The organism is Streptomyces sp. NPDC104313, assembly GCF_055583985.1.
Genome location: NZ_JBVJMW010000002.1, coordinates 673724 through 696427 on the forward strand (window position 1 = coordinate 673724; position 22704 = coordinate 696427).

Consider the following 22704-nt stretch of genomic DNA (forward strand, 5'->3'; position numbering starts at 1 on the left):
CCCCTAGTTGTTCGGCTATTGATCACCGCACGATTCCCACAGGGTCGCTGCGCGGCTGCCGCAGGACGCACGGAAAATATCACAGGGACGGTTGCGCTGAGAAGCGTCACCCGTGTCCGCCGGATGCGGATCGGACTCCGACGTTCTGGGAGCCGCCTTACACCAAGAAGTCGCTTCGTCCTGCGTAATCTCCCCACCGCACCACCCGCCCATTCCGGAAACCTGTCCGGAAGCAGTCACCGGAAATGGCGGAAAGTGGATCACCTCGTCCGACAGCCGTGACATCCGGGGGAAAAACAGGTTCTCCCAGAACCCATCAGCCCCATGCGAATGCGTTGGCCGGAAAGCGAACACGGTGGCGGGGATGCGACCCGCCGCTCCCCGGCAGGCCCGGGGAGAGTTCGGCACGCACGCCGGGGACCCGGTCCCGATCGGCAGTGCATGCCTTGCTCCCGCCCCTGGTGAGCGGCGCTTCCTCGGACTATCAGGCATGCCCTCGACCCACTCGCCCGCAAGGCGCCGGCCCGTGCCCCGCACGGCGGGCCGGTCGGGTACTCCCCGCCCGGCCCATGGGCGGCCTGGCTATATATTCAGTCATTCTCGAAAGAGACACTGCCGGGATGCCAGGAGCACATGCACACTTGTGACCGGCGACCGCCCTTGGGACGCCGAGACCCCTACGCCGGATTTCAAAAATCCAGCGAAACAGTGCTGCCCGGTATCGACGAATGTTGCGACCAACGGGGAGGGTGAGTGCGGACTTACACCGCTAGCGGCCACATGCACCTTTTCTGTTTCAGGCATCACTGTAAAGTCTCCTCCTGACCCGTCGGTCATTTTTGCCTCCCTGCGCCGATCCTTTCGGTGTCACATTCCCCTGCGGCGCGGCCTACACGTCCACGGCTGACCGTCGTGAAGAACGAACGACGTACGGTAATCTCCGCCGGTCTTTCTCCATCCTCGCCGTCCGGAGTCATCGATCACGCGGTATCAGGAAGTCGAGAAAGGGCGACCGAAGTGAAGAGAACCGAGCCGGTTGCGGCAGCGGAGTCAACTTTCCGTACCGGGCTCCGGCGAACCCTGACGGCCCCCGAGTTCGGTATCTGGCTCACCAGTCGTGCCCAACCGGAGGCCTTCAATGTCCACCGGGTCTGGGAACTCCGCGGCCCGCTCGACGAGCGGGCCCTCAGGGAAGCGGTACGCGAAGCCGCAGCCCGCCATCCCGTCTTCGCCCGGCGCCTCGACAGCGGCGGCGAGGTGCCGTCCTGGACTCCGGGTCCCGCCGAGCCGCACTGGACCGTGGACGACCCGAGCACCGCCGACGTCGACCAGTGGCAGGCGGTGGGCGGGCACGCATTCGACCTCGCCCACGACTGCCCCCTGCGTGTGAGCCTGTTCCGACAGGCCCCGGAACGTCGTCTCCTCTCGCTGCTGGTGCACCACATCGCCTGCGACGGCGCTTCCCTGGACGTCCTGCTCGCGGACATCGCCACCGCCTACCGCGCCCGCACCGTCACTGGTGCGCCCCGTCTGCCCCCGCCGGCGCTCCCCGCCCCGCCGTCCGAGCCCGTGGCACCGACCGGCTACTGGCCCCGCGTGCTCGCGGACGCCTCCTGGCCGGACACGCTGCCGCGCGACCCGCGGCCGCGCACACCCTACGGGGAGACCCTCCGCCTCCCGCTCTCCGAAGCCGAGGTGCGGCTCATCCGCACCGGGGCCCGCGCGCTGCGCAGCACTCCTTTCCTGCTCGGTCTCAGCGCCCTCTACGCGTCGTTCGCCGCCTACGGCAACGCGACCGATCTGATGATCGCCACCCCCTTCGCCGCACGGACGCCGGCGAACCTGTCCACGGTCGGTTCCCTGGCGCGTATGGTCCCGCTGCGCCAGTTCTGGCGGGCGGGTGCCTCGGGCACCGAACTCGCCGACGCCGTCCGGGGAACCGTCGCCGAGGCGCTGACCCACCTGGCCGAGCCCCTCCGGGAGGGCTCCGACCTCTTCGACACGGCCGCCTCCGGACTCACGACCTGCTTTCAGGTCCACGGCTCGCCTCCCGCCCCCGTGTTCGACGGCGTCGAGGCGATCCCGGTGGAGACGGGCAACGGTCTCACCCGCTTCGACCTCGAATTCGATCTCCATCTGGACCGGGGCGGCGGTCTGCTGTCGGTGATCCGCCGTACCCGGGGAGGCACCACCCAGGAGGCCGCGACCGAACTGCTCGACCTCGTCCGCCGCACCCTGCTCGCTCTGGCCCAGGAGCCGGGCATCCTGTTGGCCCGATCGCCGAGCGCGTCCACCACGTCCCTGATCCCCCCGCCACCGCGACCTCGCCCGCCGATCCCCCTTATGGAGCGGTTCACCGCACAGGTCGCGGCGACGCCGGACCGGCCCGCGGTGGTCCGCGGCACGGACGTCACGACCTTCGCCGCCCTCGACCGCGAAGTCCGGGCGCTCGCCACCACGCTGCGGGCGGCCGGTTCCGGCCCGGGCTCCCCGGTCGGCGTCCTCTGCGAGCGCGACGCCTCCCTGGTGGTATCGGTGCTCGCGATCTGGCGGACGGGGGGCCACGTCGTCGCGCTCGACCCCACGCAGCCCGCCACCCGCCTGACGTACGTCCTGGCCGATACCCGAGTCCGCACCGTGATCTGCGCCCCCGGGCTGCGCGAGCGGCTCGGCGGAACGTTCACCCTGGTGGCTCCGGGCGGCGGCTCCGGCCCCGCCGGGCCGGAGCCGGACGCTCACCCCGGCCATCCGGCGGACCCCCACGACCTGGCGTACATCCTGCACACCTCGGGAACCACCGGCCGCCCCAAGGGGGTGATGGTCGAGCACCGGGGCCTGGAGATCCTCGTGGACGTGCAGCCCGCGGGCACCGAGGCGGCCAGGGTGGGCGTGACCGCCGCCGTCTCCTTCGACGTCTTCTTCCAGCAGCTCCTCTACCTGTTCCGGGGCAGTTGCCTGGTGATCGCCGAGGAGGAGGTCTACCGCAACCCCCAGGCCGCCGTCGCCTGGCTGGAACGGCACGACGTGCGGCTGCTGAGCACCTCGCCGTCGATGTTCGCCGCGATGCGCCGGTTCGGCCTGGACGACGTGCTGCGGCGCACCGGTCTGGAGCTGGACCTCGGCGGCGAGGCCGTCGACCCGACGACCTGGCGCGACCTGCGTGCGCTCGGCGTCCGCGGCTCCAACGGTTACGGACCCACCGAGGCCACGATCCAGACCACCTGGTGCGGGTTCGACGAGCACGAGACCCCGAGCATCGGCCGGCCCGTCGGTGGGACCGCTGCCCATGTCCTCGGTCCCGATCTGCGGCCCGTACCCGTCGGCGCGGCGGGCGAGCTGTACCTCTCCGGTCCGCAGGTCGCGCGCGGCTACGCCTCCGCCTCCGCCCTGACGGCTGAACGCTTCCTCCCCGACCCCTTCGCGACCGCCCCCGGAGCCCGGATGTACGCCACCGGAGACCGGGTGCGGCTCACCGCCGCCGGACACCTGCTCTACCTCGGCCGCACCGACCACCAGATGAAGGTGCGCGGCCAGCGGGTCGACCCGTACGAGGTCGAAGAGGTCCTGCGGCGCGCCCCGGGCGTCCGGGACGCCTATGTGGCGCGGAGCGGCCGGGGCGGGGCCGAGGGACTGCGCGCCTACGTCGTCCCCGAGCCGTCCGGCCCCCGCCCCGAACCCCGGCGGGTGCGGGCCGCCGCCGCAGGCGAGCTCGCCTCCGCCGCCGTGCCCGCGCACGTCCTGCTGGTGGACGCCTTCCCCCTCACCCCCAGCGGCAAGGTCGACGAGCAGGCCCTGCCGCTTCCCGTGCGGACGAGCGGCCCCGCCGACCCCGCCGACCCGGTCAGCGCCCTGTGGGCGCGAACTCTCGGCGGCCCGCCCGTCGCCGGGGACGACAACTTCTTCGCCAGCGGCGGCAGTTCCCTGGACGCGGCCCGGTTCATCGCCGAGCTGAACCAGCTCCACGGCGCCGCCGTCGACCTCGCCGCCTTCTTCGGGGACCCCACGCCGGACGGCGCACGCGCGCGGTTCGAGGCCGCGCGGCCAAAGACCCCGCCGGAGGCGCTCACGCCACCGGACGTCGGGAAAGCGGAGTTGTCGGCCGCCCAGCGCCGGTTGTGGCTGCTGCACCGCGCGGAACCGGGCAGCCATGAGTTCACCGTCCACTGGGCGCTGCGCCACTACGGTCCGCTCGATCGGGCGCGGCTCGACACCGCCTGGCGCGAGGTGCTCGCCGCCCATCCCGAACTGCGGCTCCGCGTCGTCGACGGCGACCGCGACCCGGCTCGCGCCGAGTGGCCGCTCGACGCGTTCACCGTGTCGGTGGACACGGCAGCCGGGGAGGGGCTCATCGCCCGGCTCCAGCGGGCGGCCCGCCGGGCGTTCGACCTCTTCGGCGAGCCCCTCGCCGCCCTGGCGGTGTTCCGGATCGCCGAGGACGAACGCGTTCTGCTGTTCACCGCGCACCACATCGTCCTCGACAGGCACTCCACCGAGCTGATCACCCGGCAACTGCTGGACCGGCTGGCAGGGGGACCGGCGCCGTCCGCTCCACCCCACCGCGCCTGCGACGCGCCCGCGCCGACATCCGAGGAGACCGAACGGCTACAGAGGTTCTGGGCCGAGGAACTGCGCCACGTCTCCACACAACCACCGATCGCCCTCGGCGACGAGCCCGTCCACCGCCACTGGGCCGGTGACACCGTCTTTGAGCCGATCGACGCCGCCGACTGGGCCCGACTGACCGAGGCCGCCCGCACCCATCGCACCACCCCGCTGGTCCTCGCCCTGGCCGCCTTCGCACTCACCGCCGACCGGTACGGGGCCGGAGGCGATGTCCTGGCCGGCACCACCATGGACGTCCGGCCGCCGGGCTTCGGCGAGGTCATCGGCCTCTTCGTCAATCCGGTGCCGGTCCGGCTGCGCCCCCGCCCTGACTTCACCGGCCGCGAGCTGATCGCCCACACGCACCGGGCGTTGCTGCGCTCCCACGCCCACCGGGCCCATCCCTTCGACGCCCTCGTCCAACAGCTCGGCGTCCGCTCCGAACCCGGCCGTGCCCCCCTCTTCCACGTCCTGGTCGACCACGAACCGTTGCCCCGGGCCGCACCCGAGCACCTGGGGAAAGCCGCGAGCCTCCCGGTCGAGATTCCCGCCGACGTGGCCAAGTACGACCTGGAGGTCATCCTGAGGGAAACCCCCGACGGCGGCCGGCTGGACGTCGTTCACCGTACCGACCGATGGCCGACGGCACAGGCCGGGCAGCTCGCCGAACACCTCCTCGGCGCTCTGCTGGCACTCGTGTCCCGCCCCGCCGCCCGCGCCGCCCTGCCCGAGGACCAGGACCCCGCCCGGCTCACCCTGGACTGGACGCACCGCCCCTCCCCCGGCGGCCCTCCGGACCCGGTGAGCCGGCGGATCGACCGCATCGCCCGACGCGTCCCCGACCGGGTGGCCGTAGCGGCCGTCGACGGCGAACTGACCTACGGGCTGCTGCGGGAACGGGCGCTCGCCGTCGCCGCGCGGCTCACCGCCCTGGGCGCGGGACCCGGCACCCGGGTAGCGGTCCTGGTGGAACGCTCCACGGCGCTGCCCGCCGCGCTGCTCGGTGTCCACTTCGCCGGAGCGGCCCAGGTCCCCCTCGATCCCGGACACCCCGACACCCGCATCCACGCCGCACTCGCCGACTGCACACCCGCCGCGGTCCTCACCAGCGGCCGAACCACCGGCCGGATCAGTGCGTCGGGCCCGCCGATCCTCGACATCGACCGGATCGACCCGCCCGCCGCGCCGTTCGTCCCGGTCGTGCCGAGCCTTGGCGACCCCGCCTACGTGATCTACACCTCCGGGACGACCGGGCGCCCCAAAGGAGTGGTGATCGAGCACGGCGCGCTCGCCGCCTCGACCGCCGCCCGCCGCGCGGTCTACTCGCGGGAGCCGGTGTTCCTGCTGCTCTCGCCACCCGCCTTCGACTCCTCGGCGGCCGGGATCTGGGGCACGCTCTCGGCGGGCGGACGGCTCGTCGTCGCGGACGCCGACGAGGTCCGCGACCCCGAGCGGCTCATCGCGCTGATCACCCGGCACCGGGTGACCCACCTGCTCTGTGTGCCCTCGCTCTACCGGGTGCTGTTGGCCGCCGCCGAACGGGCGGGCGGCCCGGCGACGGCGAGCCTGACCGAAGTGATCACCGCCGGCGAGCCGCTGCCGCGGGATCTGCTCCGGGACCACTTCGCCCTGTTGCCCGAAGTGGCGCTGGTCAACGAGTACGGTCCCACCGAGACGGCCGTCTGGGCGAGCTACCGCCGCTACCGCGCCGCCGGGCCCGTCGACATCGGCGGCCCCGTGCCCGGCTACCGTCTCCATGTCCTCGACCACGCGCTGCGCCCCGTTCCGCCGGGCGTCGAGGGCGAACTCTATGTGGGCGGCCCCGGCGTCGCGCGCGGCTATCTGGACCGCCGCGCCGAGACGGCCGCCGCCTTCCTGCCCGATCCCTTCTCCGGCGCACCGGGGGCGAGGATGTACCGCACCGGCGACCGGGTGCGCTGGCGGGGCGAGGGCGCACTCGTCTTCGCCGGCCGGACGGACGACCAGGTGAAGATCCGCGGCCACCGGGTCCAGCCCGCCGAGATCGAGGCGGTGCTGCGGAACGCGGACGGGGTCCGCAACAGCGCGGTCGTGGTCGACGACGCCGGCCTGGTGGCCTTCGTCACCGGAACCGCCGCAACCGACCGCCTCCGGGGGGAGCTCGCCGATCGGCTGCCGGGCTACCTGGTCCCGCGCGAGATCCACCGCCTACCACGGCTGCCGCTCACCCCCAACGGCAAGGTCGACCGGCGCGCTCTGGAGCGCGAGGCCGCCGAACGCCGGACCGCGTCCGCCGCGCGGCCCGCCGGGCCCGTGCCGCCCCGGTACGCCGACGTCGTCGCCGCCTGGCGCGAGGTGCTCGGCCTCGCCGACGTCCCCACCGGGGTCAACTTCTTCGACGCCGGCGGCCACTCCCTGCTCGTCCCGGCGCTCCAGGAGGCGCTGCACCGGCACACCGGGGTGCGGCTGCCGATCCTCGACCTGTTCCGGCACAGCACGGTCGCCGACATCTCGGCCCGGCTGGAAGGGCGGGGCCGCGGCACGGTCGCCGGCCCCGAAGCCGACGAGACCCGCGGCCGCCGCGACCAGGCGGCCCGACGGCTCCGCGACCGCCGCGCCCAGGAGGCCGAGTGATGACCCGTGACCGATCCCTCGACATCGCCGTCACCGGGGTGTCGGGCCGCTTCGCCGCAGCCCGCGATGTGGGCGAACTGTGGGCCGCCGTCCGTGCGGGCCGGCTCCTCACCCGCCGCCTCGACCGGGCGGAAGTCCTCGCGGCCGGGGTCCCGGCCGAGCTCGCCGACGATCCGTCCTACGTGCCCGTGCACGGCCTGCTGCCGGACCAGGACCGGTTCGACCACGCCTTCTTCGGAGTCAGCCCCCGTGAGGCCCGGCTGCTCGACCCCCAGCACCGCCTGCTCCTCGAATGTTCCTGGTCCGCGCTGGAGGACGCCGGACATCCGCTCGGCGCCGACCGCTCCCCGCGCACCGGGGTGTACGCCGCGGCCAGCGGCAGCGGCCATCTGCGGACGCTGCTGGCGGCGGGAGCGCTGGAGCCACCGGAGTTCGAGGAGGCGATCCTTGCCAACGAGCGCGACTTCCTCGCCACCCGGATCGCCTACAAACTGGGACTGACAGGCCCCGCGCTCACCGTGCTGACCGCGTGTTCGTCCTCACTGGCCGCCGTCCACACGGCGATCCAGGCGCTGAACAACGGCGAGTGCGACCAGGCCCTCGTCGTCGCGGCCTCCGCCAACGCCCCCCAGGCCGGCCATCTGCACCTGGCGGGCGGGGTGATGTCGCGCAGCGGACGCTGCCGCCCCTTCGACGCGGCGGCCGACGGCACTCTGGCGGGCTCCGGTGCGATCGGCATGGTCCTGCGCCGTTACGAGGACGTGGAGGACGCGTCGCCGCCGCTGTACGGGGTACTGCTGGGCTCCGCGCTCACCAACGACGGCTCCGCCAAAGCGGGCTTTCTCGCCCCCTCCGCCGAGGGCCAGGAGCAGGCGATCCGCGCGGCCCTGGCCACCGCCGGGGTCGACGCCTCGACCGTCGGCTACCTGGAGAGCCACGGCACGGGCACGTCCCTGGGCGATCCCATCGAATGGTCGGCCGCCACCGCGGCGTACGGCTCCCTCGGCGCGGGGCCCGGCACGATCCACGTCGGGGCGCTCAAGGGCACCATCGGCCACCTCGACGCCGCCGCCGGTCTCGCCGGACTGGTCAAGGCGTTGCTGGTGGTCGAACACGGCCTGATCCCGCCCCTACCGGGCCTGAGCGACCCCAACCCCCTGCTGGAACAGGACGATACCCCCCTGCTCCTGCCCCGCCGGGCCGAGCGTTGGACGCGCCCGGGCCCCCGCCGGGCCGCGGTCAGCTCCTTCGGCGTCGGCGGAACCAATGTCCACCTGTTGGTCGAACAGGCCCCCCGGACGACGGCCCCGGCATCGCCCGGCCGCGGCCCGCACCTCATGGTGTTCTCCGCCAAGGACCATGCGGCCGCCGACCGCATGCGGACCCGGCTCGCCGACCACCTGGATCACACCGCCCCCGCCCTGGCGGACGTCGGCCACACCCTGTCGGGCCGGGCGGAACTCCCGTACCGCTCCGTCGCGGTGGCCGGCACCGCCGAGGAGCTGATCCGTGAACTGCGCACGCCCGCTCCGAAGGCCGGTCACGTCGGGGCCCACCCCGTGCCGCTGGTGCTCCTCTTCCCCGGGCAGGGGACCCAGGTCCCCGGTATGGCCCGGCCCTTCGGTGCCGTCCTGCCCGGATTCGCCGACGCGCTCGACCGCTGTCTGCGCTCCTTCACCCCCGCCCTCGCCGCGGAAGTCGAACGTGCCCTGCACGACGGGGACTTTCCCGCCGCCCGGCTGGCCGAGACCCGGCTCGCGCAACCCGCGCTCTTCGCCGTCGAGTACGCGGCCGGGACCGCGCTGCGCGCCCTCGGCCCGGAGCCGAGCGTCCTGGTCGGCCACAGTCTCGGCGAGATCAGCGCCGCGGCCGTGGCCGGTGCGCTGCGGCTCTCCGCCGCCGCCCGTCTCGTCGAACACCGCGGCCTGCTGATGCAGCGGTGCGCCGCCGGCGCGATGCTCTCGCTGAGCTGCGGCGAGAGCCAGGCGCGGGCCCTGATCGAGGAGCACGGTGCGGAACTGGCCGTCGCCGCGGTCAACACCGCCGCCGACACCGTGGTCGCGGGAACGCCCGAGGCTGTGGCCGCCTTCCGGGCGAAGACCGCCGGACTGCTCAGGACCCGCGCGCTGCGCGCCGACCGTGCCTTCCATACCTCGCTGATCGAGCCGGCGGCCGCCGCGCTGCGCGAGGCGCTGACCGTGGACGATGTCCAGCGCGCGGAACTCGCCTGGGTGGAGAGCGGGAACGGTCGACTGCTTGCCGGGGGCTCCCTGGTCGACGCCGGACACTTCGCCCGAACCGCACGGGTGGCCGTGCGGTTCGCTGCCGCGCTGGAGACGGTGAAGACGACATTCCCCGGAGCGCACGCCGTGGAGGCGGGGCCGGGCCGGGTGCTCAGCGCGCTCGCCGAGTCGGCCGGGCTGTCCGCCACGCCGCTGCTCGCCTCACCCGCCGGCCCCTCCGGCGACCGAGCGGTGCTCGCCGCAGTCGGTGGTCTGTGGGCCGCCGGTCTCCCGGTGGACCTCGGTCGCCTGCAGCCGTCCGGCCGTCCCGTACGGCTGCCGACCTATCCGTTCTCCGGGCCACGCTGGAGCGTCCCCACCGCCCCGCCGCCACCCGTCCCGGACCCGCGAGAGACCCCCGTCCCTCCGGCGGAGCCCGCCGGAACGGCCCCCGAGGCCACCCCCGACGGAATCATCGAGCGGTTCTGGCACGAGCAGCTCGGCGTCACAGATGTTCCCGCGGGCGCGGACTTCTTCCGGCTCGGCGGGGACTCCCTGACCGTGGCACGGCTCGCCCGCGGTATGAGCCGGGTCTTCGGGGTCGACATCCCCGTCCGCGATCTCCTGGCAGTCCGGACCGTATCCGGACAGACCGCTCTCGTGGAGCGCTTGCTCATCCAACAGCTCCTCGACGAGACGGAGGAGAGGCGATGACCGGCTCCCCGCTCGACCGGCTCACCCCGCAGCAGCGCGCCGAGCTGGCCGTACGGCTCGCTGGCCGCGGCCGCGTCACCTCCCTGCCCGCCCCGTCGGCCGAACCCGCCCCGCCGTCCGCCCCGTCCGGCAGCCACCCCCTGTCCGTCACCCAGTACCGCATGTGGCTCGCCGAACAGGTCGCCCCCGCCGCCTCTCCCGCGTACACCGTGCCGCTCGCCCTCCGGCTCACCGGCCCGCTGGACCGTCCGCGGCTCCGGACCTGCCTGAACCTCCTCGCCGAGCGCCACCCCGCACTGCGCACCCGGTTCGTGCGGGAATCCGGTGTGCCCCGGCAACACGTCGAAGCCCTGGCGAGCGTTGCGTGGGAGACGCGGACCGTGTCCGGCGGCGAAGCCGCCCTCGCGTCCGCGCTGGCGGACGAGACGACCCACGTCTTCGACCTCACCGGACCACCCCCCGTCCGGGCCGTGCTCCTCGTTTCGGGTCCGCACCACCACGTCCTGGTGCTGACCCTGCATCACATGCTCTGTGACGGCTGGTCCCTGGGCGTCCTTGTCGAAGAGCTCCTCCATGCTTACACCGCACCCGGCGCGCCCGTCCTTCCCGGGCCGGCGCCCACCGCATCGCACCTCGACTACGCCCGCTGGGAGCACTCCCCCGAGGGGCGAGCCCAACTCACCGCCCATGCCCGGTACTGGGCCGGGCAGCAGGCCGGCCTCCACGACGGAGCCGCCGAGCCGCCGTTCGCCCGGCAAGCGGCTCCCGGCGACGGGGAGCGCATCGCCCCGGAGACCGGAACGGTCCTCCCACCACGCCTGATCCAGCGGGCCGGCGCACTGGCGGGCCGCCACCGGGCCACCGTCCACGCGGTCTGGCTCGCCGGCTTCGCGGCCACCTGGCATCTGGTCACCGGCGCCCGCCGCGTCCCGGTGGACGTCCCGGCGGCCAACCGGACGTCGGAGCGGTACGACCGCACGGTCGGGGCCTTCGTCGCCGCCATGCCGCTCGACGTCCCCGTCCACCCCGCGACGACCTTCGCGGCCCTGGTGGAGCAGACCACCGAGCAACTGCTCGCGGGAGACCGGCACGCCGTCGTCCCGACGGACTCCACCGCCCTCCCCGACGCGCCGCGGCCCGCCGCGTTCGTCCTGACCAGCGAGGACAACCGGCCACGGCCCTGCGGACAGCTCACCGTCACACCGCTCCCCGTCCGCGTCCGGGGCAGCCAGGGCGACCTCACCGTCCAACTGGCGGCGGACGGCGAACGGACCGTCCTGAGGCTCACCGGCTCCCCGCAGCGGTACACCGAGGCGGGCCTGCGCCGACTCGCCCAGGCTTTTCTGCGCTGCCTGGAGGCTGTGCTCAGCGATCCCGGCGCGGCCCTCGCCACGGTGGACGTACGCGATCCGGGCGACCGGACCCGGATCGGGACCGTCGCCGCCGGCCCCGTCGCGCCCGCGCCCCCGCTGCCGTACGACGCCTTCGCGCATTGGGCGGAACGGACCCCCGACGCCTTCGCGGTCCGCGACGCGACCGGCGACCTCGACTACCGGGCTCTGCGCGCCAGAGTCCGCGACTTCGCCGCTTCGCTGCACAGGGCCGGAGTGCGTTACGGATCGGCCGTCGCCCTGGTGCTTCCCGCGAGCGCCGACTACCTCGCCCTGACCCTCGCGATCTGGCGCCTCGGTGGCTGGACCGTGCCGCTGCGCCCCGACGACCCCTGGCAGCGCAGACGGGAACTGCTGCGCGGGGCTCGTGTCCGCTTCCTGGTGCACGAGCCCGGCGAAGCTCCGCCCGAGACCCTCGCCGGGCTCATCCCGCTCTGCGCCGCGAGTCTCCGCGCCGCGCCCGGCGCGCCCGGCGCGCCCGTGCCGCCCGTCGTCCGCACCCGTCCGGTGGACCTCGCCTACGCCGTGTTCACCTCCGGGACCACCGGCGCCCCCAAGTGCGTGGCCGTGCCACAGGGCGCGCTCGCCAACGAACTCGCCTGGCGACGGCGGGAGATCGGCCTCGCCGCCCCCGACCGGGTGCTCCAGACGATTCCCCTCTCCTTCGACCCGTCCTTCTGGCAGTGCTTCGGCCCGCTCGTCGCCGGGGCGGGCGTTGTCTTCCCCGGCCTCGACCTGGGCGCCCGTCCGGCCGCCCTGGTGGATGCCGCCCGGGAGCACGCGGCCACGGTCGTCGACGTCGTCCCCTCCCTGCTGGCCTCGCTCACCGACGACGACCTGCGCCGCCTTCCCGCACGGATCCTCTTCTGTGGCGGCGAGGCGCTGCCCGCGACCCAGGCCGAGCGCTATGCGCGCTCGGGAATCGGAACGCTCTACAACCAGTACGGCCCCTCCGAGATCTGCATCGACGCCACCTCCCACCCGTACACGCCCGGCCTGGCCGAGGGGGTCGTCCCCGTGGGACGCCCCCTGCCCGGCGTCCGACTCCATGTCCTCGGCCCGTCACTGCGGCCCGTCCCGTACGGCACGGCGGGAGAGCTGTACGTGGGCGGGGCCGGGGTGGCCCGGGGCTACGTGGGACGCCCCGCCGCGACGGCGGACCGCTTCCTGCCCGAACCGGGCGGCCCGGTGGGCGCCCGGATGTACCGCACAGGGGACCGGGTGCGGTGGAACCCGGACGGCAACCTGGCCTTCCTGGGCCGCGGCGACCACCAGGTCAAGATCCGCGGCCACCGGGTGGAACTGGAGGAGGTCGACCGGCACCTGGCGAACGTCCCCGGGGTGCGCGAGGCGGCGACGGTCGTGGTCGGCGAGCGGCTCGCCCGGCTCGCCGCCTTCGTCACCGGCGACCCGGGACCCGACCCGGCGGCCGTACGCTCCGCGCTCGCTCTGACGCTGCCTTCCCACATGATCCCCGCCGAGATCCGGGTCCTGCCCGCACTGCCCGTAACCGCCAACGGCAAGGTGGACCGTCGCGCGCTCACCGGACTCGTCCACCACCTCCGTACCGCGTCCGCCCCGCCCCAGGACCGGGTGACGGCAGCCGTGCTGGACGCCTTCGCCGCCGAACTCGATCTGCCGTCGGCCGGGCCGGACGACCACCTCTACGACCTGGGCGGCGCGTCCCTGGGCGCGGCCCGGATCGCCGCCGCGCTGAGCACCGCCCTGGAAGTCGACATCCCCGTCCGTACCGTCCTCACCCGGCCACGCGCCGCCGACCTGGCCCGCACGGTCGCCGAACTGCTCGACACCGCACCGGCGGCGGACACCGCACCGGCCCACGACGACGACGGCTCCGCCCTCACCGCCGAACAGCGTCAGGTGCTGACGCTGGAGCGGCTCATCGGACACCCCGCGCCACCGATCCCGTTGCTGCTCCGGCTCGACGCCCCTGCCCGTCAGGCCGACATCGAGGACGCGGTCCGCACTCTGGTGGCACGGCACGGCGCCCTCGGCCCCCTGCCAGGGGCCTCGCCCGAGGCCGCCCCGTGGCAGCCGTGCGTCCTTGCCCCCCTGCCCTCCGACCCCGCCGCGGTCCACTGGCGGAACGACCTGGTGGAGCGGCCCCTGCCCGACGGATCACCGGGCCTGGCAGCGACGCTCCTGGCACCCGCCGGGGCGCGGGTCGGCAGCCATGTGCTGCTGAGACTGGCCCGCAACCGGGGCGACGGCCCGTCCGCGGGCATCCTCGCGGACGAACTTCTCACCCTGCTCGCGGGCGGCCGGCCGACAAGCCCCGCCGCCGACTACGGCGTGTACGCCCGCGTCCGCCACGGGCGCGCGGACGCCCGACGCGACACGCTGGAACGGTGGTGGCAGGAGACCCTCCGCGCGATCCCCAAGGACCCCTTCGCCGCCCGCCGCAGCGCTCCGCGCGGCTTCCGCGCCCATGGGGCACTGACCGTGCTCCCGGCCGCCGCCCACGCCCGGCTGAGGGCCCGCGGCCGGGCGTCGGGAACGACGACGACCGCTCTCCTGCTCAGCGCGTTCGCGAACGCCATCGACCCCGACGGGCACGGCGTCATCATCGGCCTGCCCGTCTCGCACCGCTCGGCCGCCGAAGGCTCCTCACTGGTCGGCCGCGCCGTCGATCTGCTCCCGGTAGCCGTGACGACGGCCGACCCCGAAGAGAGCCGACGGGCGCTGACGGCCGCGCTGGACCACGCGGATCTGCCGCTCTCGCGGATCGCCGAACTGGTCGATCCGGTGGACCCCGCCGTCCGGCCGCCGGTCTGCGCCGCCGGGCTGATCGTCCATGAGGGCCGTGGCCACCGCGCCGCGGTGCCGGACACGCCCCCCGGGGACACCCTGCCCGAACACTGGTCCGATCTCGACCTGGTGCTCCACACGGCAACGGCCGGACACGGCGGACTCCGGCTGACTCTCACCGGCGCCACCCGTCTCTTCGCCCTGCCCGAGCTGCGCGCCCGCCTGGAGGCGATCCGCGTCGCCCTCGGCACCGAGCCAAGCCCCTTCGCCCCACAACCGGACACGATGGGAAGGTCATGAACGAAGAGGAAAAGTATCTGTTCGACCTGCGCGGATATCTTGTCGTCGAGGACGTCCTCAGTCCCCGGCAACTCGACGACGCCAACGCCGCCCTCGACCACCACGGCCTCTGGGAGGGCGAGAACAAGCTCGACTACCGACTCCTGAAGCAGTACAACCCCTACATCGCCAACGCGGGCCCCCTCCACACCACAGCGCGCCCGGTCCGGAGCCTGATCGGCCATGACCGGGTGCTGCCCTACCTGGAGGAGGTCCTCGGCCCGGATCTCCGCTACGACGAGGGCCAGGTGCTCTACGCGCGCAAAGGAGCGGGCGCGTTGATCCTCCACAACGGAAACACGCCCTGGGAGTACCCTCCGCTCTCCTACCAGGTACGAGACGGCCGCATCTACGGTGGCCACCTGATCGCCGCCTTCTGCCTCACCGACGCCATGGCGGAGCACGGCGGGTTCGCCGTGGTCCCCGGCAGCCACAAGTCGGCCTTCGACCTTCCGGACGCCTTCCAGAGCTGGGAGAGGACCGGGGACTGGGTCACCCGGGTCCCCGTCCGGGCGGGTTCGGTCGTCCTCTTCTCGGACACCACCACCCACGGGAGTTGGCCCTGGGCCGCCGACTTCGAACGCCGGGTCGTCTTCTGCCGGTACACCGCGGGAATGGTGCAGCACACCTCACCCGCCCCGGTCCCCGAAGACCTCCCGGACGGCGACTGGACCCCGGTCGAACGCCGCCTGCTGCGCCCGCCGTTCGCCTGGCACTTCCAGCAGGACGCCGACGGATACGCGGAACGGCAGCGGACCTCGGTGCGCTCGGCCGAGGGATGGGTCATGACCGACCACTCGGGCCAGATCGTCCCGCTCGCCGACGACGGTACGGAGTGATATCGATGGCGACCGTCACGCCCAGTTCCCTCGACTACGCGACCTTCGACAAGGAGATCGGCGACGACCCCCTCGGGCTGATGATCCGGATGCGCGAGGAAGGCACCGTCTGCGCCGTCCCTCTCGACGACGGACAGCGCCTTCTGGTCGTCGCCGAACCCGCCGTGGCCGCCGCCGCCCTCGCCCACGGCACCCGTAACCACCGCGGCCTGCTGCGCGAACTGGTCGGCAGCGGACTCTTCGTGGTGGCCTCCGGAGAGCGGTGGCGGCAGCGGCGCGGCCTGCTCCGCCCCCTGTTCGCACCGCGCGCCGTCGCTGAACTGCACACCCTGGTCCTGGACACCGCCGAGAACTTCGTCCAGCGCGAACTGCTTCCCCGAGCCGGTGCGGAGTTCGACCTCGCCGACACCCTCCAGCGCCTGAGCATCGAGATCATCCTCCGCTTGGTGGACCCGGCCATGAGCGGCGCCGAACTGCACCGCCTCACCGGGACGGTGCACCTGGCCGTGGCCCATCTGGACCGCCGGCTCTTCGCCCCCGACCGGGTCCAGGAAGGAGACGACCTCGCGTTCGCCGACAGCAAGCGGACGCTGGAGGAGTTCATCGCCCGCCGGGCCGGCGAACAGCGCTGCCCCGGCGCCGAGCCGGGGCTGCTCCCCGCCCTGGTCTCCGCTCTGCGGGAGCAGAACAAGGCCGAGGACACCGAACTGGTCCTGCGCGAGGAGTTGCTCTCCATATTCGTCGCCGGTGTCGAGACCATGGGCACCCTGCTGACCTGGATCTTCTTCAACCTGACCGGGGATCGGGAAGCCTACGACCGCACCTGCCGGGAGGTGCGGGAGACCGATCTCCCAGCCTTGGGCACGGCCGGGCCGATGCCGCCCGGTCTCCTGCCGTACACCCTGGCCGTTGTTGAGGAGTCGCTCCGGTTCCACCCGCCCGCCTGGGCGCTGTTCCGCCGGATCGAAGCACCGCTGGAGGTGGCGGGCGTCCGGCTCGACACGGGCGACCTCGTCCTGGCCAGCACCTACGCCATTCACCGGTCGCCCGCCCTGTGGGAGGAGCCCGAGGCGTTCCGGCCCGAACGGTTCCTCTCCGGCCGTCCGCCCGTGGCGCAGTACTTCCCCTTCGGGGCAGGCCCCCATCAGTGCTTGGGGCGGCAGTTCTCCCTTCTGGAAGCCCAACTGGTCACCGCCGTGATCTCCGGCCACGGACGGCTGGAGCTGACCGGAGAGCGCGCGCTCACCCGGCTGCGGCCCGCCATCGCGCTCGCGCCCGACCCCGCCCCCCTGGCGGTGTTCGTCCCCCACGGCCGGCCTGCGGCGTACCCGCTGGACGCCGTGCACCGTGGCGGCGCGTCATGAACGACGCACCGCACAGACCGAAGACGCCGGCCACCCGGATCGAGGCCCGTTTCACCGTCATCGCCGAGGCGTTCCCTCGGCGCGTCGCCCTCACCGATCCGGAGGGGGATGTGCTTTACGGAGAGCTGCTGGCCAGGGCCCGCGCTGTGGCGCACTCCCTTCGGGGACTGGGCGTCACACCCGGCGACGCCGTGCTCGTCGTGGGCCACGGCGGCCGGGACACCGTCCTGGGTATGCTCGGCGTGCTGCTGGCGGGCGGCGCTTACGTACCGGTGGACCCCGCCTATCCGGCGGAGCGGGTACGTACGATGGCGGACCGCGCCCGCGCCGTGCTCACCCTCCACACCGGCGTGACGTCTCCGAGCGGCCTCGGCGTTCCCCGTTTCGAGCCCCGCGCTCTCGCGGACGCCGCACCCGCCCCCGGGACCGTCGATATGCCGCCCGCGCCCTGCGGACCGGATGACCTCGCCTACATCATGTTCACCTCCGGCACCACGGGAGAGCCGAAGCCGGTCGGGGTCACCCACCGCGGAGTGGTCTCCCTGGCCCTCGACCAGGAACTCCTGAGGCTCTCCCCGGAGGACGGGGTCCTGCTGCACTCCACCTTGGCGTTCGACGCGTCGACCTATGAGATCTGGGCCCCGCTGTTGGCCGGAGCGAGGATCACGGCGGCCGGCCGCCACCCCCTCGCCCTGCACGAACTCGCCGCACTGCTCTCAGCGCCCGAGGTGACCACGGCATGGCTCACCGCCCCGCTCTTCCCTCTCATGGCCCACCACCACGGAGCGGCTCTGGGCACCCTGCGCACCCTGATCACCGGAGGGGACACCGTCCCCGCGGTCGCGGCGGCCGACTTCCACACCGCGTACCCCGGCACCCGGCTGATCAACGGATACGGACCCACCGAGAACACCACCTTCAGCACACTCGGCCCGGCCTCCGCCTGGCAGGACTCCCGCAGAACCGCGTTCCCCATCGGCACTCCGCTGCGGGGTACGTCGTGCCACATCCTCGACGAACGGCTGGCCCCCGTCCCTCCGGGGACTGTCGGAGAACTCTTCCTGGGCGGCGACCGGTTGGCCCGTGGCTACCTCGGTCTGCCCGCCGCGACCGCCGAACGCTTCCTCCCCGACCCCTTCGCCTCCGGCCCGGGTGTACGCATGTACCGAACCGGCGATCGGGTACGGCAACTCCCGGACGGCGCACTGGACTTCCGCGGTCGCACGGACGACGAGGCGAAGGTCCGGGGCCACCGCGTCCATCTGGCCGAGGCGTCGGCGATCCTCGCGGCCGACCCCGCCGTCCACAACGCCACCGTACTGGCGCATCCCGGCCCCGACGGCACCGTCCTCGCGGGCTTCGTGACCCCGGCGGCCCTGGACACCGCGGCCCTGCGCGCCCGCGCCCGGCAACGGGCCCCCGGCCATCTCGTCGCCGACCGGATCACCGCCCTGGACGCCCTCCCGCTCGCCGCCAACGGCAAAGTGGACCGCGAAGCCCTGCGCGCCCTCCTCGCCGCAGCCCCGGCCCCGGACGCATCCGGCGCCGATGGTGCGACGAACGCCCCCTGCGGGGACGAGGCCGGCCTCGCCAAAGCGTGGGAGGCGCAGACCGGACTTCCCGCCGGCCCCGACGCCGACTTCTTCGCGTGCGGAGGCACATCGATCGGGTTGATGCGCCTGGTCGAGGAGGTGCGGACGCGCCTGGGCGTCACCCTCGACTTCGCATCCGTCTACGCCGATCCCACGTTCGCGGGCCTGACCGGACAGCTCCGCGCGCTGCGCGCCGCCGGGGACCCGGACAAGGCCTCATCCCAGGAGACCGTCCGGACACGCGCCGGCCGGCCGACGGGCAGCGGCCTCGAACGGATCGACGGCCTGTGGATGCGCATAGTGGCCCCGCCCTCACAGGACCGCGTGGACCGGGACTTCACCGAGGTCGACACCTGGCTGCGGGAGTACGTGGGCCGTGCCCACCCCGAGCTGGGCCGCACCGGGCCGGTCTGCCCGTTCGTACCGCCCGCTCTGAACGGCAAGACCGCCCAGTTCAGCCTCCGGTACGACACCGACGGCCGCTCTCCGAACGAACTGCGCACCCTGCTGAAGGCCGAGATGGCCGACTTCGCCATCGTCACCGACGCCCGCCCCACCACAGGCGCGCCTCTGGAGTGCCGTGTCGTGGTGCTGCCACGCACCGGGTCCGAGGGCTGGCGCAACCTGGACAAGATGTACCCGGGACTGAAGAGCGCCGCGGTGACCGACGGACTGATGATCAGCCAGTTCCACCCGCACTGCGACGAGCGAGCCGTGCGCAATTCCGCCTTCCCCGTCTCCGTCGCCCCCCTCGGGATGTTCGCGATACGTCGCATGGCCCCGCACGACGTGCTGTTCCTGCACACCGACCACGTCTGGATGGAAACCTACGACCGGCTCTTCCGGGCGCACTACGAACGGGGCAGGATCCGCGACCCTCTGCTGCGCAGGCTCTATCTGGCGGCCCTCGACCGCCATGGACTGGACCCCCTCACCCTCACGACGAAGGAGAACGCCACCCCATGAACGAGGATCTCTATCACGTGGTCGTCAACCACGAGGAGCAGTATTCGATCTGGCCCACCTACCATGATGTTCCCGCCGGTTGGCGCATCACGGGCGAGGCATCGGCACGCGAGGAGTGCCTGCGCCGCATCGAGGAGGAGTGGACCGACATGACCCCCAAGTCCGCTCGGACCGCCCCGGCGGACGGCGCGCGGGTCCCCACCGACGCGGCCGGCTGAGGGGCTGCCATGAACGCCAACCAGCGACCCGCCCGTCCGTCAGCGCCGGTCGGCTCCACCAGGGCCGGGCGCCCTGTTCCTCCGAACGTTCCGGACGCGGCGGAGGAACGCGGATGAACGCGCCTCCCGCACCGGGTCTTCCGACGGTCGCCGTCGTCTACGGGATGGGTTCCGCCGGCCCCGCCGCTGTCCTGCGCGCGGCGCGCGCCCTGTGCGAGATCGTGTTCGTCTGCGACACCGCTGTCCCCGGGGTCGCGCCGCTGCTCCCCGGAATCCGGCGGCAGGCACGTGTCTGCGACATCAGCGGGCTGGACGCCCGAGCGGCGGCGGAGGTCCTGCGGGCGGAGCGGCCCGCCGCCGTCGTCACCTTCAGCGAGTTCTGCCTCGGGGTCACCGCCCAGCTCGCCGACATCCTCGGACTGCCGGGCCATCGCCCCGAGACGGTGCGGCTGCTCACCGACAAGACGGCTCAGCGCGCGGCGCTTGCCGCCGCAGGGGTCGACGACACCCCGACGCTGGAGGCGTCCACCGCCGCCGGGGTGCTGGCCGCCGTGGAGCTCCTGGGCCATCCGGTGGTGGTCAAGCCCAGGGTGGGGGCGGGCAGTCAGGACACCCTGCGCCTGGACCGCACGGAGCAGCACGGCCGACTCGCGGAGATCATGCCCGACGGCGACGAGCGGGTCTTCGTGGTGGAGAGGTATCTGCCGGGAGACCCCTCGGCGGCGGGTGAACGCTGGGGCGACTACGTCTCCGTCGAAGCCGTGGTCGTCCGTGGCGAGGTGCGGACGATCTGTGTGACGGGCAAGTTCGCCCTGGCCGACCCGCTGCGGGAGACGGGGCTGTTCCTGCCCTCGACCCTGTCGTCCGGGGCCGAGCGCGAAGTCGTCGCCCTCGCGGCGGCCGCCGTACGGGCTCTGGGCGTGCACACCGGGGTCACGCACACCGAGGTGAAACTGACACCGGACGGGCCGCGCGTCATCGAGGTCAACGGCCGGGTCGGCGGCCGGGCCGCCGATCTGCTCCGGCGGGCCCACGGGGTGGACCTGCTTGCGACCGCCTGCGAACTGGCCCTGGGAAGAGACGTCGAACCGGCTCCCGCCCCGAGCGGGGCGGTCGCCTTCGAGTACTTCATCGTGCCGCCGCGCCTCGTCGGAGAACTCCGGTCGATCGACGGTGCCGACGCGGTGCGGGCGATGCCCGGAGTGAGCGAAGTCGATGTGGTCGCCGCACCCGGGCAGCCGGTCGACTGGAGGTTTCCCGCACAGCGCCTCGGCTTCGTGCGTGGAGAAGTGAAGAACCATGACAGCCTGCACGGGCTCATCATGGAATTGGACAAGAAATTCCATCTGGAGTATGCGGTTCAGTGAATAGTGCGACTGACAGCGAAGACATCCCCCTCGCCCGGTTACACCAACGACGGCGAGCAAGCACCCTCAACCACCCAACCTCCGACCGGGCAGGGGCAGACCATGCTGGATAAAGTGCGCCAGCCGCTTCTTCACCGCCCTTTCCGCCGGGTCTGGCTGGGTGAGACCCTGTCCCAGGTCGGGGACTACAGTTTCGAAGTCGCGTTCATCTGGCTGATCCTTCAGGAGACCGGATCCGTCGGCACCCTCGCGGCGGTGTTGCTGGTGCAGGCGGTGCCGCGTGGGGTGCTGCTCCTGGTCGGCGGTGCGGTGACCGACCGCATGTCACCCCGTACCGTCATGTTCCTCTCGCACCTGACCAGGGGCTCCGCAGTCACTCTGCTCGGCCTCATCGCCTTCGCGGACGGCGTCCAGATCTGGCATCTCTACGCACTCGGCGCGCTGACCGGAGCCGCCGAGGCGTTCTTCTGGCCGGCCACCGCGAGCATCATGCCCTCGCTCCTCCCGGCCGAGCACCTGGCCCGCGGAAACGCGCTGGTGGGATTCGGCGAGCAGGGGTCCCGGCTCCTCGGCCCCATCCTCGGCGGCACCATGGTCACCCTCTTCGGTTCGCCGACGGCCATTCTGCTGAACGCCGGCACCTTCTTCCTCGCCGCACTGACCGTACTCGCCGCGCCGCGGAAACAGCCGTCCGGAAGCGCGGGGGAAACCGCCAAATCGATCGCCACGATCCGTACCGAAATCGTCGACGGGCTCCGCTACGCCGCCCGGAGCCGGGAGATCCGTATCGTTCTCATGTTGATCGGGGCCGCCGCGCTCAGCTACAGCGGGCTCTTCAGCGTAGGGCTTCCCGCACTCGCCAACAGCTTCCCGGAAGACTCGCTCGCCCTCGGGGCCCTGCTGTCCGCCTGGGGACTGGGCCAGTTGCTCGGCACCATCGGCGCGGTCTTCACCGGCCTACCACGACGCTGGGGCATGTTGATCATCGGAATGACGCTCTGCGAGGGTATCGCCTTCATGCTCCTGGGCTTCCTGCCCAGCCTCTGGCTGGCGGTGACGGTGCTGGTGCTGCTCGGCATCGGCGTGGCGTATTCCAGCGACGTTGCCCTGCCCACCTTCATCCAGACCAGGGCCCCCGCCGAGGCACTCGGCCGGATCAGCAGCGTGATGGACCTGCCCCGGGTCACGCTGGAGCCGCTCTCGATCGCGGCCATGGGCCTGCTGGTCGGGTGGGACATGCGCTGGGGGTTCGCCCTGGCGGCGGTCCCGATGCTCCTGGTCGGCATCACCCTGGTCCTCGACCGCGAGGCCCGCTCCCTGAGCACGGTGCCCCCCCAGCCTCAGTTCCAGCCGGAACCGGAGCCCGACCCGGCGACCAGGAGCACCTCCACCTGACCATCGTGCCGGCGCCTGGACTCGGACGCCTTGCGCACCTTCTGCCGACCGGGCCCCACCGGACGGCAGCGGCCCATCGTCTCCGAGCGCGCCCGGCGGCGGTGGCGCTCCCCCGCCCCGGTCGCCCGGTGCAGTCATAAGGCGTCGTCGCCCACCAGCAGGCGGCGACGCCCGGACGGAGACGGAGCCCAGGGACGGTGTGTGCGGGCGAAGTCCCGTCGACCACCTTCCGGCAGCGAGAGTCCCGCCCCCGGGCTCCCACCGAGCCCCTTGATCGCCTGTACGGGCCGCTGAGCTCGTCGGCAGGTGGCTT

At 73.1% G+C, this 22704-nt stretch carries 9 protein-coding genes; all 9 read left to right on the forward strand.

From position 1 onward, the window contains the following. Positions 1–1017: 1017 nt before the first annotated feature. The 9 genes from ACZ60Q_RS06860 (at position 1018) to ACZ60Q_RS06900 (ending at position 22391) form a co-directional block, all read left to right on the forward strand. Positions 1018–7215 carry an amino acid adenylation domain-containing protein gene (locus ACZ60Q_RS06860; protein WP_469629422.1) on the forward strand — a complete coding sequence of 2066 codons (6198 nt, stop codon included), beginning with the start codon at positions 1018–1020 and terminating at the stop codon, positions 7213–7215. Beyond that, a complete protein-coding gene (locus tag ACZ60Q_RS06865) occupies positions 7215–10151 on the forward strand; it encodes a type I polyketide synthase (protein WP_469629425.1) in 2937 nt (978 codons plus the stop codon). Before ACZ60Q_RS06860 ends, ACZ60Q_RS06865 begins: the two co-directional genes overlap by 1 nt. Next, positions 10148–14611, forward strand: coding sequence for a non-ribosomal peptide synthetase (locus ACZ60Q_RS06870; RefSeq protein ID WP_469629427.1), 4464 nt, complete (start codon positions 10148–10150; stop codon positions 14609–14611). Before ACZ60Q_RS06865 ends, ACZ60Q_RS06870 begins: the two co-directional genes overlap by 4 nt. Beyond that, positions 14608–15489, forward strand: a complete 882-nt coding sequence (locus ACZ60Q_RS06875) for a phytanoyl-CoA dioxygenase family protein (RefSeq protein WP_469629429.1) — start codon at positions 14608–14610, stop codon at positions 15487–15489. Before ACZ60Q_RS06870 ends, ACZ60Q_RS06875 begins: the two co-directional genes overlap by 4 nt. A gap of 5 nt (positions 15490–15494) precedes the next feature. Then, on the forward strand, positions 15495–16853 hold the full coding sequence (locus tag ACZ60Q_RS06880) for a cytochrome P450 (protein WP_469629432.1): 1359 nt from the start codon (positions 15495–15497) through the stop codon (positions 16851–16853). After that, on the forward strand, positions 16850–19411 hold the full coding sequence (locus ACZ60Q_RS06885) for a non-ribosomal peptide synthetase (protein WP_469629435.1): 2562 nt from the start codon (positions 16850–16852) through the stop codon (positions 19409–19411). Before ACZ60Q_RS06880 ends, ACZ60Q_RS06885 begins: the two co-directional genes overlap by 4 nt. Beyond that, positions 19408–19629 carry an MbtH family protein gene (locus ACZ60Q_RS06890; RefSeq protein ID WP_469629438.1) on the forward strand — a complete coding sequence of 74 codons (222 nt, stop codon included), beginning with the start codon at positions 19408–19410 and terminating at the stop codon, positions 19627–19629. The genes ACZ60Q_RS06885 and ACZ60Q_RS06890 overlap by 4 nt, the downstream gene beginning before the upstream one ends. 113 nt (positions 19630–19742) lie before the next feature. Continuing rightward, complete coding sequence (locus tag ACZ60Q_RS06895; protein ID WP_469629440.1) at positions 19743–20996, forward strand: ATP-grasp domain-containing protein; 1254 nt, start codon at positions 19743–19745, stop codon at positions 20994–20996. A 114-nt stretch (positions 20997–21110) separates the two neighbouring features. Continuing rightward, entirely contained in the window at positions 21111–22391 is a 1281-nt protein-coding gene (locus ACZ60Q_RS06900; RefSeq protein WP_469629443.1) for an MFS transporter, read from the forward strand. Positions 22392–22704: the final 313 nt, after the last annotated feature.